At 48.5% G+C, this 12,803-nt stretch carries 8 protein-coding genes; 4 read left to right on the top strand and 4 right to left on the bottom strand.

Annotation, left to right across the window (positions count from 1 at the left end; translation table 11 throughout):
- Nucleotides 1–26: 26 nt before the first annotated feature.
- On the top strand, nt 27–2,789 hold the full coding sequence (locus QUW60_RS05075) for a putative LPS assembly protein LptD (RefSeq protein WP_289558872.1): 2,763 nt from the start codon (nt 27–29) through the stop codon (nt 2,787–2,789).
- Here the strand turns inward: QUW60_RS05075 and QUW60_RS05080 are convergent.
- Both QUW60_RS05080 and QUW60_RS05085 read right to left on the bottom strand, forming a co-directional pair.
- Entirely contained in the window at nt 2,776–3,513 is a 738-nt protein-coding gene (locus QUW60_RS05080) for a nucleotidyltransferase family protein (RefSeq protein ID WP_289558874.1), read from the bottom strand. The genes QUW60_RS05075 and QUW60_RS05080 overlap by 14 nt on opposite strands.
- A gap of 5 nt (nt 3,514–3,518) precedes the next feature.
- Nucleotides 3,519–4,949, bottom strand: coding sequence for a RapZ C-terminal domain-containing protein (locus tag QUW60_RS05085; protein ID WP_289558876.1), 1,431 nt, complete (start codon nt 4,947–4,949; stop codon nt 3,519–3,521).
- A 314-nt stretch (nt 4,950–5,263) separates the two neighbouring features.
- On the opposite strand from QUW60_RS05085, the gene uxuA reads away from it, so the two are divergent.
- Nucleotides 5,264–6,454: a mannonate dehydratase gene (gene uxuA / locus QUW60_RS05090; RefSeq protein ID WP_258338013.1), complete on the top strand. Its 1,191-nt coding sequence runs from the start codon at nt 5,264–5,266 to the stop codon at nt 6,452–6,454.
- An 82-nt stretch (nt 6,455–6,536) separates the two neighbouring features.
- Here the strand turns inward: uxuA and uvrA are convergent, their stop codons facing one another.
- Nucleotides 6,537–9,314 carry an excinuclease ABC subunit UvrA gene (gene uvrA, locus QUW60_RS05095; protein ID WP_289558878.1) on the bottom strand — a complete coding sequence of 926 codons (2,778 nt, stop codon included), beginning with the start codon at nt 9,312–9,314 and terminating at the stop codon, nt 6,537–6,539.
- A gap of 112 nt (nt 9,315–9,426) precedes the next feature.
- On the opposite strand from uvrA, the gene QUW60_RS05100 reads away from it, so the two are divergent.
- Nucleotides 9,427–10,926: a glycoside hydrolase family 10-like protein gene (locus QUW60_RS05100; RefSeq protein ID WP_375337966.1), complete on the top strand. Its 1,500-nt coding sequence runs from the start codon at nt 9,427–9,429 to the stop codon at nt 10,924–10,926.
- A 382-nt stretch (nt 10,927–11,308) separates the two neighbouring features.
- Complete coding sequence (locus QUW60_RS05105; RefSeq protein WP_258338010.1) at nt 11,309–11,914, top strand: porin family protein; 606 nt, start codon at nt 11,309–11,311, stop codon at nt 11,912–11,914.
- A 78-nt stretch (nt 11,915–11,992) separates the two neighbouring features.
- On the opposite strand, the gene QUW60_RS05110 is transcribed toward QUW60_RS05105, so the two are convergent.
- Entirely contained in the window at nt 11,993–12,766 is a 774-nt protein-coding gene (locus QUW60_RS05110; protein WP_289558882.1) for a prephenate dehydrogenase, read from the bottom strand.
- Nucleotides 12,767–12,803: the final 37 nt, after the last annotated feature.

A 12,803-nucleotide genomic window follows, 5' to 3' on the forward strand; every position in this document is an offset into this window, starting at 1 on the left:
ACCGCGCATCGTGTAAAAAGACGGTAATGACATCATTGAAAAAAACAACATATCTACTGATAGCCCTGTTCCTGCTAGGTTTCTTCTGCTCGTTTTACGCCGAGGCCCAGCGCGTGAAGAACAGAAGACTGCGGAGGTCTGCCGGAAAAGAAGTGAGGGCGGATTCAGTGCGCACTGATTCCTTGTTGCTCGATTCTTTGGCACTCGATTCGCTGGCTGCTGATTCTTTGGCTGAAGATACGGCAAAGAAGAAGGAGCCGCTGGATGCGCCTGTCATCTATGAGGCGAGCGATTCGATTGTCTTTACAAAGGAGGGATACGCTCACCTGTACGGAGAAGGGAAGGTGAATTATCAGAATATCGAACTGACTTCTGCCGTGATCTCCATGAATATGGACAGCAGTACGGTCTATGCGCACGGTGTGGAGGATACGGCGGGCGTGGCTACCGGACTTCCTGTCTTTAAAGACGGAGAAACCCCGTACGAGTCGAAGACAATGCGCTATAACTTCAAGACGAAAAAGGGATTCATCAACAACATCGTGACTCAGCAGGGAGAAGGATACGTGACCTCGGAAGAGGGAAAGAAGGGTGCTGACGATGAGATCTATATGCGCCACGGAAAGTATACGACATGCGACAATCACGATCATCCGCATTTCTACATGAAGCTTTCGATGGCTAAAGTGCGTCCCAAGAAAAATGTGGTGTTCGGACCGGCTCAGCTGGTCGTAGAGGATGTGCCTTTGCCGATAGCCGTTCCGTTCGGCTTTTTCCCGTTCAACAGCAGCTATTCGTCGGGGTTCATTATGCCGACTTACGGTGACGAAATGAACCGGGGCTTTTATCTGCGTGACGGTGGGTATTATTTCGCCATCAGTGACAAGATGGACCTGAAGGTGTTGGGCGAAATCTTTACCAAGGGGTCGTGGGGACTCTCTGTCGCTTCAAACTATAACAAGCGTTATAAATACAGCGGTTCGTTCAATGCCAGCTATCTGGTGACCAAGACCGGTGAAAAGAACATGCCCGACTATGCTGTGTCGAAAGACTTCAGGCTTCAGTGGAGCCATCGGCAGGATGCAAAAGCCAATCCGAACAGTTCGTTCTCGGCAAGCGTGAACTTTTCTACCAGCAGCTACGACCGTTCAAGTCTGAGCAGCTTGTATAATCCGCAGGTCTACGCGCAGAACACAAAGGCTTCGAGTGTGAGCTATTCGCGTACCTTTTCTGAAATCGGATTGAGCATATCGGGAACGTTCAACATTACGCAAAACACCCGTGACTCGTCCATCAACATGACATTGCCGGACGTGAACATTTCTTTGAACCGTATCTACCCGTTCAAGCGGAAGAAGTCGGTCGGAGATGAAAAATGGTATGAGAAGATTTCTCTGCAATATACCGGTAGCATGACGAACAGCATCAGCACGAAAGACAATCTGCTGTTCAAGACTCCGCTCACCCAGTGGGACAACGGTATGCAGCACCGCATCCCGATTTCCGCAACATTCAACCTGTTTAAGTATATCAACATTGTGCCTTCGTTCAACTATACGGAGCGTTGGTATCTGCGGAAAGTAAAGCAGAGCTACGATCCCAACCCGAACTCAAGGGATCATGTGCGCAGGGATACCATTAACGGCTTCAACCGTGTGTGGGACTATAACCTTTCGTTGCAGATGAACACCAAGCTGTATGGTATGTACAAGCCGTTGTTCATGAAGAGCAAGGAAATTCAGATACGCCATGTCTTTACGCCGACTGTCAGCTATACTTATACGCCGGATTTCGGAAAGAAAAAGTACGGTTATTATGACACTTACACCTATACCGATGAAAACGGCGAGGTGCAGACGGTAGAGTATTCGCCTTACGAAGGAGCCGTTTACAGCTATCCGGGAAAAGGCATGTCACAAAACATCAGCTTTTCGGTTGACAACAACATTGAAATGAAGTTCCGGTCCGACAAGGATTCCACGGGATACAAGAAGGTCAGCCTGATCGACCAGTTGGGGGCTTCGCTGTCATACGATGTAGCCAACAAGCGCTGGAGCGACCTGAGCATGAATCTTCGTCTGAAGCTCACCAAAAGCTATACCTTTAACATGAACGCCTCGTTCGCCACTTATGCGTATGAGTTTGATGAAAACGGGAATGTTGTTGTGGGCGACCGTACGGAGTGGTCATACGGTAGGTTCGGCCGTTTCCAGGGATATAGCGGTTCGTTCTCTTATACGCTGAACAACGATACGTTCAAGAAACTCTTCGGGAAAAAGGAAGATAAGGAGAAAGAGGGAAAGGAAGAGGACAATGCGGATGAAGAGAGCGATGAGGAAGCAACGGAAGAAACCGACAACAAGTCGAACATGCGCAAGACAGAAGCGGCGACAATCGACTCGGACGGTTATCTGGCGTTCAAATTCCCCTGGAGCATCAGTCTGAGTTACAGTTACAGTATCCGTGAAGACCGCACGAAGAAAATCAACATCAAGAAGATGCGTTATCCCTATTCGCTGACGCATTCGCTCAACGTATCGGGTAACTTCAAGATAGGAAGCCGCTGGAACATGACGTATTCTACGGGTTATGACTTTACATCGAAAGAAATGTCAATGACGACGCTCAATATTACGCGCGACCTGCACTGCTTCAACATGAGCTGCGGTCTGGTGTTCGGTCCGTTCACTTCGTACAACTTCTCAATCAGAGCCAATTCGAGCATGCTGACTGACGCTCTGAAGTGGGACCAGCGAAGCAATACGGGAAGTGCCGTTACATGGTATTGATGAATTGTTCAGCCTGAGCCAATGTTTCGGGCTTTCCGATGTCAATCAGCCGGAGGTCTTTGTCGAAAAATCCTTTCAGTGTTGCATGCTGGCAGTTTTGCAGATAGAAATCCATAATCGAAAACTTTCCTTTCCATTGTTCGTTCATGTAGCGGTAAATGGAAGGCGAAAGAACGTGTATGCCGCTGAAGGCATATGCTTTGTATAGTCCGGGTGTGCAGACGAACCCTTCGGGCTTTGTTTCTCCTGTTTGCTTGTTGATCCATCCTTTCAAGACGTTGTTCCCGTCAAACAGCAGGTAACGGCTTGTTGCGCGTTGGCTTACGAGCAATGTTGCGTCGGATCCTTCTTTCAGATGGTGCAGATAAAGATTCCTTAAGTCTGTATTTGACAGAATGTCTACATTGTGTACGAGAAAAGGCTCGTTTCCCTGAAGAAAGGCAGACGCTTTTCTGATACCTCCTCCTGTATCAAGCAGCTGGTCGCGTTCGTCGCTGATATGAATGTTCAGTCCGAAGTTTCCGTTGGCTTGGAGGAAGTCGATGATCTGCTCCCCAAAGTGATGGATGTTGACCACTATCTCCGTAAATCCGGATGCTTTCAGCTTCAGGATGATATGTTCGAGCATGGGGCGTCCGTTGACTTTGACCAATGCCTTCGGCATATGGTCGGTGAGCGGTTTGAGCCGGGTTCCAAGTCCGGCTGCAAATATCATGGCTTTCATAAGACTTATTTTGATTCGAAGAATTGTTCGATGTGCTGTTCTCTGTGGATAACACGGACGTTGACGTTGAATTTCTGGTATAGATGTTCTGCCACGTGCTGTGCGGAATAGACTGAGCGGTGCTGCCCTCCCGTGCATCCGAAGCAGACCGACAAGTGGGTGAATCCCCGTTCGATAAAACGCTTTACGTGTGCCTCTGTCAATGCGTCTGCATGGGCAAGAAAGGCAGTGATCTCTCCGTCATCTTCCAGAAAACGGATGACTGGCTCGTCAAGTCCGGTCAGCTGCTTGTATTGTTCGTAACGTCCGGGATTGTGTATCGCCCGGCAGTCGAAAACATATCCTCCTCCGTTTCCGCTTGTGTCTTCGGGTATTCCTTTCTTATAGGAAAAGCTCATTACGGTGACGGTCAGTTTCTTTTTGTTTCGTTCGTAACAGAATTGGGGAAGATCCACCATTCTGCGGAGTGTGTCACAGAGGTATGGATATTCGGCGAATCCGTCTTCCAGCAGTTGCCGTAAGTTCTCGATGGCAAAAGGGACACTTTCTATGAAATGTGCCTTTTGTTCGAAATGGCCTCTGAAGCCGTAAGTTCCCAGCACTTGCAGCGTGCGGAACAGGACGAAATGGCGCAGGCAGGATGCAAACTCATCTTTTCCTATGGGCTTGTAAGTTTGAAGTGCGTCCAGATACTCATTTGTCAGATGCTGCCGGACACTGTTTGGAAAGTTAGCTTTTGCCTGCCACAGAAAGGAAGCCACATCATAGTAGAAAGGCCCTTTTCTTCCTCCTTGGAAATCGATGAAGCAGGGTTCTCCGTCCTTTATCATCACATTCCGGCTCTGGAAGTCCCGATACATGAACGTCGGTTCGGAAGCCGCTTTCAGCAGTATGCCGCACATGCTTTCGAAGTCATCTTCGAGTGCGTTTTCTTCAAACTCCAGCCTTGTTGTCTTCAGAAAGCAATATTTGAAATAGTTCAGATCCCACAGAATGCTGCGCCGGCTGAATGATACGGGAGGGTAACATTTGCTGAAATCCATATCCGCTCCTCCCTTGAACTGAAACTCCGGAAGCAGGCGGATGGTTTTTTCAAGCAGATTCATCAGGCCTGTGTCTGCGTTTTGTCTGTGCTGCGCCTGCTGTATGAGCTGAAACAGCAAAGTATCTCCCAGGTCTTCCTGCAGGTAATGGAGCCTGTCGTCAGAAACGGCATAAACTTCAGGTACGGGAAGGCCTTTCTTCTTGAAATGCTCTGACATGTAGATGAATGCCGCATTTTCTTCCGGTGAGGTGCCGCAAACGCCGATGCATTGGAAAGAGCCTTTCAGCCGGTAGTATTTCCGGTTTGATCCGGCACCGGGCAGCGGCTCTGCTGTTTCGGGAAACTTTCCCGTGTATTTCTGATAAAGCAGTTTTAAGTTGTCAGTATTCATAAAGTCGGATGATTGATGTTCAAAGATACAACATTCGGTTTGAATATTCTTTTTTATGGGCATATATTTGGAGGCATTTGAATTTTCCGGTGAAGTTTTCTGCCGGAATTGTCACATTTTGGAGCGCAGATATTGCTGGTTGTCTTCATGCAAGAGATTTTCTTATTTCGATTTTGTTTTGCTGCAAAAACCCATTACTTTTGTATCGCCCGTGCAGCAGTAAGAAGAAGGCCGCCATTGTTCGGCGGAGGAAGAATCCCGCTGCCGGCTGACAATTGATTCAAAGCATTATATAATATAAAAGGAATTTAGTTATGATGGAAAAAACATGGCGTTGGTTCGGCAAGAAGGATAAGATAACCCTTCCGATGCTCCGTCAGATAGGAGTGGAGGGGATTGTTACTGCCTTGCATGATGTGCCGAACGGTGAGATTTGGACGGAAGAAGCTATCAACGACCTGAAATCGTACATTGAATCGTACGGGCTGCGCTGGTCGGTGGTGGAGAGTCTTCCGGTGTGTGAAGCGATCAAGTATGCCGGTCCTGAGCGTGAGCACTTGATCGAGAACTATAAAGTAAGCCTGGCCAACTTGGGAAAATGCGGCATTAAGACCGTCTGTTACAATTTCATGCCTGTTATCGACTGGGTCCGTACGGATCTGGCTCATCCTTGGGCCGACGGCAGCACATCGCTTTATTACGATCGCGTGCGTTTCGCTTATTTTGATACAAAGATTCTTCAGCGTGCCGGTGCAGAGGCTGATTACACGGAAGACGAGCTGGGCAAGGTGGCAGAGCTTGACAAGGTGATAACCGAGGCTGAAAAGGACGAACTGATCGATTCGATTATTGTCAAGACGCAAGGATTTGTGAACGGAAACATAAAAGAAGGCGACAAGAATCCGGTGGCAATCTTCAAGCGCCTGCTGGCTTTATACGACGGCATCGACCGTGATGCCCTGCGGGAAAATATGCGTTATTTCCTTGCAGCGATTATGCCTGTATGCGAAGCGTACGGAGTCAATATGTGCGTGCATCCTGATGATCCTCCTTTCCAAATTCTGGGACTTCCGCGCATCGTGACCAATGAAGAGGACATTGCCTGGTTCTTGAATGCAGTGGATAACCCTCATAACGGCTTGACTTTCTGTGCCGGTTCGCTGAGTGCGGGCGAGCACAATGATACCCGTGAGTTGGCGCGTAAATTTGCAAAGCGCACCCATTTTGTGCATCTGCGCAGTACAGCCGCTATGCCGGGAGGCAACTTTATTGAGAGTTCACACCTGGAGGGCAGGGGCCATCTGATTGATCTGATCCGTATTTTTGAAACCGAAAAGCCGGGCTTGCCGATGCGTGTCGATCATGGCCGCACGATGTTGGGTGACGAAGATAAAGGCTACAATGCGGGATATTCGTTCCACGGACGTATGCTGGCACTTGCTCAAGTGGAAGGCATGATGGCCGTAGTAGACGATGAACTGAAAAACGGTCTTCTGAAAGTGTAAGATGTAATGATAAATCAGCGTGCGGGGCGCAGAAAGGTTTTTCTTTTGAAAGCTTTTCTGCGCCCCTCCTTTCTGCGGATGCTTATTTTTCCGCCAGTTTCTCTTTCAGAAACTGTCCCGTATAAGATGCTGCACAGTTGGCAACTTCCTCGGGTGTGCCCGCTACAACCAGATTGCCTCCCATCTCTCCTCCTTCCGGACCGAGGTCTATTACATAATCCGCGCACTTGATTACATCCATGTTGTGCTCGATGATAACAATTGTATGTCCGCGGCTGATGAGCGCGTCAAACACACTGAGCAGCTTCTTGATGTCGTGAAAGTGAAGCCCTGTGGTCGGTTCGTCAAAGACAAATATGGTGGGCTGAGCCTTTTCTATGCTCAGGAAGTAGGCCAGTTTGACCCGCTGGTTTTCGCCTCCGGACAAAGTGGACGACGATTGTCCCAGTTTGATGTATCCTAATCCCACGTCCTGAAGGGGCTGGAGTTTTTTTACAATTTTCTTCTGGTTGTGTTCCGTAAAGAATTCGACAGCTTGGTTTACGGTCATTTCCAGTATGTCGTAGATGTTTTTCCCTTCATATTTTACTTCCAGCGTTTCTTTCTTGAAACGTTTGCCGTGGCACGATTCGCATTCCAGCACAAGGTCGGCCATGAACTGCATTTCTACCGTCACCGTTCCTTCTCCTTTGCATTCTTCGCAGCGTCCGCCTTCTGTGTTGAACGAGAAATAGCCGGCTGTATATCCCATCTGTTTCGACAGAGTCTGTTCGGCAAACAGCTTGCGGATTTCATCGTAGGCCTTGATGTAGGTCACCGGATTGCTTCGCGAGGATTTGCCTATCGGGTTCTGGTCGACGAACTCGATATCTTTCACTTGCCTGATGTCGCCTTCCAGCGATACAAATTCTCCCGGGCGGTCGCTGGCTTCGCTGTATTCGCGCTTGAGTGCCTTGTAGAATATGTCGCGCACCAGCGTGCTTTTTCCCGATCCGCTCACTCCTGTTACCACGGTCATGACATTGAGGGGGAAACGGACATCGATTCCTTTGAGGTTGTTTTCCCGCGCTCCCTTTATTTCAACGTAATTGTTCCATGAGCGGTGTGTCTTGGGGCATTCGATGATTTCTTCGCCAAGCAGGTATTTTACGGTGTAGCTGTTGCTTCCCGGTTGCAAGTCCTTCATATCTCCCTGATACACAATCTCTCCTCCCAGTCGTCCGGCTTTCGGTCCGATATCGATGATATAGTCGGCGGCGCGGATAATTTCTTCGTCATGTTCCACAACCACCACGGTATTGCCCAGCTGCTGAAGTTGGCGGAGCACCTTTATCAGCCTGGCTGTATCGCGGCTGTGCAGGCCGATGCTTGGTTCGTCGAGGATATAGAGCGAGCCTACCAGACTGCTTCCCAACGATGTGGCGAGGTTGATGCGCTGGCTTTCACCTCCCGACAGCGTGTTGCTCAGCCGGTTCAGCGTAAGGTATCCCAATCCCACATCGTCGAGAAAGTTGAGCCGGCTGGTGATTTCGTTCAGCAGGCGTTTGGCTATGGTTTGGTCGTGTTCGTCCAGATGCAGTGTCCGGAAGAACTCTTTCAGCTCGTATACGGGCATCTCAACCAGTTCGGAAATGTTTCTTCCGCCTACCCGTACATAGTTGGCTTCTTTTTTGAGCCGGCTGCCATGGCAGGTGGGACACTGCGTTTTTCCTCTGTATCTGGCCAGCATCACCCTGTACTGGATTTTGTATTGGTTTTCTTCGAGCATCTTGAAGAACGAGTCGATGCATGCTTTCTCGCGCGGCCCGTGCCAGAGGTAATCTTTCTGTTCCTGTGTCAGTTCGTAGTAGGGCGCGAAGATCGGAAAGTCGTGGGCGGGAGCTTCGCGGAGAAATTCGTTGAGCCATTCTCCCATTTTCTCTCCCCTCCAGCAGAGCACGGCACCGTCGTATACGCTCAGTGCCCGGTTGGGAATGACAAGATGTTCGTCGATTCCGATGATTTTGCCGAATCCCTCACAAGTGGGGCAGGCTCCGATGGGGGAGTTGAACGAGAACATCTGGTCGGTGGGCTCTTCAAACTTTATTCCGTCGGCTTCGAATTTGGTGCTGAACGAATGAAGCTCGGTTGTCCCGTCGGGCAGGTAGAAACGCAGCAGGCAGGCACCGTCGCCTTCGTACATCGCCGTTTCTGCCGAGTCTGTGAGCCGGCTCATGGCATCCTTGCTGTCATCGCAGCTCATGCGGTCGACCAGCAGATAGACGGTGTCTTTTTCGTTATAGGCATAATCTTCGATGCGGGTCATTTCGCCGTTCACTTCCAGTCGGGTAAATCCCTGCTTCATGCCCATTTCAATCTGCTCGGAGAAAGAGCGTCCCTCGCGTGGAAGGATGGGCGTGAGCACCGTATAGCGCATCCCTTTCGGGTGTGCCAGCATGCAGTTTACGATGTCTTCGGGGCTGTCCTTCTTCACCAGTTTGCCGCTGACGGGCGAATAAGTCTTTCCGATGCGTGCAAACAGCAGGCGGAGGTATTCATAGATTTCGGTCGAAGTTCCTACGGTGGAGCGCGGGTTGCGGCTGATAACCTTCTGTTCGATGGCTATGGCTGGCGGGATTCCCTTGATGAAGTCGCATTCAGGTTTTCCCATTCTTCCCAGAAACTGGCGGGCGTATGATGAAAGGCTTTCCACGTAGCGCCGTTGCCCTTCGGCGTAAAGCGTGTCGAAAGCCAGTGATGACTTTCCGGAGCCCGACAGGCCGGTGATGACTACCAGTTTGTCGCGCGGTATGTCTACGTCGATGTTTTTCAGGTTGTTTACCTTTGCTCCCTTGATGGTTATGTAGTTGCTTTCCGACATGATTTTTCTTTCTTGATTGAGATGCAAAGATAACCACTTTTTTTAGATTTCTCTGTATTTTGGTTATCTTTGCCGCGCGTTAACAGGTGTATGAACCAATAAAAATATAAAGATGAAACTAAGAAACTTGTGGCTCGCAATGGCGTTTGTATTCGGCATTTGCGCAGCGTATGCTCAGAATGGCTCCCCGAAGCGTGAATTCCGCGGCGCGTGGATTCAGTGTGTGAACGGACAGTTTCAGGGAGTGCCGGCCGAGCAGATAAAGAAAACTCTGGAAAGCCAGCTCGACAACCTGAAAGGGGCGGGAATCAATGCCATTATCTTTCAGGTGAGGGCGGAGGCCGACGCTTTGTATAAATCTCCGTACGAACCTTGGAGCCGTTTCCTTACGGGAGTGCAGGGAAAAGCTCCTTCTCCGGTATGGGACCCTCTGCAGTTTATGGTGGAGGAGTGTCACAAGCGTGATATGGAAATTCATGCCTGGATCAATCCGTATCGCGCAAAGACCAAAGGGACAACGGCGCTTTCGCCTCTGCATCCCTATAACAAGCATCCCGAATGGTTCGTTGAGTATGCCGGCCAGCTGTATTTTGATCCGGGGCTTCCCGAATCACGCAAGTATATCTGCAAGATTGTGCGCGACATCGTGACCCGTTATGACATCGATGCCATCCACATGGACGACTACTTTTATCCTTACCCCAATGCGGGAGAGAAGTTTCCGGACGACTTGAGCTTTGCGGCATACGGACGCGGATTCACAGACCGCGGCGACTGGCGCAGGGACAATGTGAACGTGCTGATAAAGGAGATTCACGAAACGGTGCGTGCTGCCAAGCCGTGGGTCAAGTTCGGCGTTTCGCCGTTCGGCATCTATCGGAACAAGAAAAGCAACCCCAACGGAAGCAACACGAACGGCCTTCAGAATTACGACGATCTCTATGCCGATGTGCTGCTGTGGGTGAACAACGGCTGGGTGGACTACAATATTCCTCAAATCTACTGGGAAATCGGTCACCCCGCGGCCGATTACGAAACGCTGATCCGCTGGTGGGCGAAGAATGCGGCGGCACGTCCGCTGTACATCGGGCAGGATGTGGTGCGGACGGTTACCAAGCCGGACCTGATGAATCCGAACCAGAGTCAGATTCCTGCCAAATATAATTTGCAGCGCTCGCTTCCCGCGGTGCAGGGGAGTTGCCAGTGGTATGCAGCCGCAGTGGTTGAAAACAAGGGCAATTATCGCGACATGCTGGCAAACAAATACCATAAATATCCTGCGCTATGGCCGGCTTCGCCCTTCATGGACGATGAGGCTCCCAAGAAGGTGAGGAAACTGAAGCCGGTATGGACGGCAGACGGTTACATCCTGTTCTGGACCGCCCCGAAAGCAAAGCACGAGATGGACGAGGCGAAACATTATGTCGTATACCGTTTCCTGCGGAAGGAGAAGGTAAATCTTGACGATCCTTCCCATATCGTTGCCATTACGCATAACGAGTTTTACAAGCTCCCGTACGAAGACGGCAAGACAAAATACCGGTATGTGGTGACTGCTCTCGACCGCCTGCACAATGAGTCGAAACCCGTATCGAAGAAGATAAAATTATGACAAATGATGCCGGCAAAAAAATGAGCCGTCATCTTGATTAAAATGAGCTGTCATCTTAATTAAAATGAGCCGTCATCTTAATTAAAATAACCCGTTATCTCAAAGCAGATGACGGGTTATTTTTTTCTTTATGCTGGAAAACAATATAAGAAGTGTTTTGTTTATTTGTATAAATTTCATTTATAAACCTTGAATGTGTTTGTTTTTCTAAAACTTATTTATAGTTTTGTATTCAGACAGAAAGCATTTTTGTTTCTGTAAAATAGACAGAAAAAGGAATTTTTCCGTTTTATGCGGATGAAGAGTCCTTGTCCTTTTTCTTAAAAAAATAAAAAAGATTTGGCATCACAAGGATTGGCCGCTAATTAAAAAAGTTAGAGTTATGAAAAAGTTATTGTTAACGTTAGCTTTGGGAATGGTTGCCGTATTTGGTTTCTCTCAGGTAAGATGGGACGTGAAGTTTGGCATGAACTTCAGTAATCAGACTAAATTGGATGAAACTAAAGCACTTCCTGGTTTCACAATGGGAGTTGGAGCTGATTATGCATTTAATGAAAATTGGTATTTTCAGCCGGGAGTAATGATTACTTCCAAAGGATATAAGGTGAAATATGCAGGTGAAAAAGTAACAGTCAGACCTGTTTATTTGGATATTCCTATTCTGGCTGCTTATAAGTTTGATATTACCGACAATACAAAATTTGTAATCAATGCAGGTCCTTATCTGGCTATTGGTCTTGGTGGAAAAGCCAAAGAGCATTGGGATAATGGTGATGATTATAAGATTTTTGATGATAAAGGCGGTGATTGGAAACGCTTCGATTTAGGGCTTCAATGGGGAGTAGGTGTTGAACTTGGCGAACACTACCTCGTAAACTTCACTGCTCAGCATGGATTCATTGCTCCGGGTAAATCTGAAGATGGAAATGGTGATGAAATATCTCCTAAGAACATGAGCTTTGCAATTGGCGTTGGCTACAGATTCTAAACAGAAAAGAACCATAAGTATCCAATAAAAGAGGCGCATTCCATAACGGATGCGCCTCTTCTGCTTGTTGTTAGTCGTTTATTTTATATTGTTTCGAATCTTGCTAAGATAGGCATGAATCCCTTCCGAGTCTTTCCGGCTGATGATGTCAAGCAGTTCGTTCAGCTCTGTGCGTATGCCTTCCACTTGTGCCGGAGTGCGCGGATTGAAAAGAATCTCCTGAAGCAGATAGTCGTCTTCGCTGAGCACCCCTTTTGCGATAGCCATGTGTCGTTTGAAAGTTGTTCCCGGAGCGTCTTGATGCTTCATTACCGCTGCAAACACAAAGGTCGATACAAACGGGATTGACAACGAATAGGCCACCGTTTCGTCGTGCTCCTCGAAAGAATATTCGAAAATGTTCAGTCCCAGCCGCTGGTAGAGGTCTTTGAAGAATATCCGTCCCAGGTGGTCACCTTCTTTGATAATGATGGCATTTTCTTCGCTCAGCTTGTCGAGGCTGGCAAAAGTCGGTCCGAACATCGGGTGGGTGGATACGTAGCGGAATCCGCATCCTTCATAAAATTCCTTCAGGTTCGTCTTTACTGAAGCGATGTCACTGATGATGCAGTCCTTCGGAAGTGCAGGCAAGACTTGCCTGAAAGCGTCGAGCGTATATTTCACTGTTGCCGCATTGATTACCAGTTCCGGCTTGAATTCTTCTATTTCTTCTGTTTTTGTAAACCGGAGGCAGTTGTACATAAAGCGTAACCGTTGCGGATTTACATCGTAAACGGCTACTTCGTGTTCAAAGCTAAGTACATCGCTGAAAAAGGATCCCATTTTCCCGGCTCCTAATATTTGTATTCTCATGTTGTTATGTTTTTGTGGGTGTTTATGTACTTTTCTT

It is taken from the genome of Bacteroides gallinaceum (assembly GCF_030373775.1).
Lineage (GTDB): Bacteria > Bacteroidota > Bacteroidia > Bacteroidales > Bacteroidaceae > Phocaeicola > Phocaeicola excrementipullorum.

Bases quoted from the DNA above. Each gene is read 5' to 3' on its own strand.
- QUW60_RS05075 (WP_289558872.1), top strand. From the start codon at position 27: ATGACATCATTGAAAAAAACAACATATCTACTGATAGCCCTGTTCCTG.
- QUW60_RS05080 (WP_289558874.1), bottom strand. From the start codon at position 3,513: ATGAAAGCCATGATATTTGCAGCCGGACTTGGAACCCGGCTCAAACCG.
- QUW60_RS05085 (WP_289558876.1), bottom strand. From the start codon at position 4,949: ATGAATACTGACAACTTAAAACTGCTTTATCAGAAATACACGGGAAAG.
- uxuA (WP_258338013.1), top strand. From the start codon at position 5,264: ATGATGGAAAAAACATGGCGTTGGTTCGGCAAGAAGGATAAGATAACC.
- uvrA (WP_289558878.1), bottom strand. From the start codon at position 9,314: ATGTCGGAAAGCAACTACATAACCATCAAGGGAGCAAAGGTAAACAAC.
- QUW60_RS05100 (WP_375337966.1), top strand. From the start codon at position 9,427: ATGAAACTAAGAAACTTGTGGCTCGCAATGGCGTTTGTATTCGGCATT.
- QUW60_RS05105 (WP_258338010.1), top strand. From the start codon at position 11,309: ATGAAAAAGTTATTGTTAACGTTAGCTTTGGGAATGGTTGCCGTATTT.
- QUW60_RS05110 (WP_289558882.1), bottom strand. From the start codon at position 12,766: ATGAGAATACAAATATTAGGAGCCGGGAAAATGGGATCCTTTTTCAGC.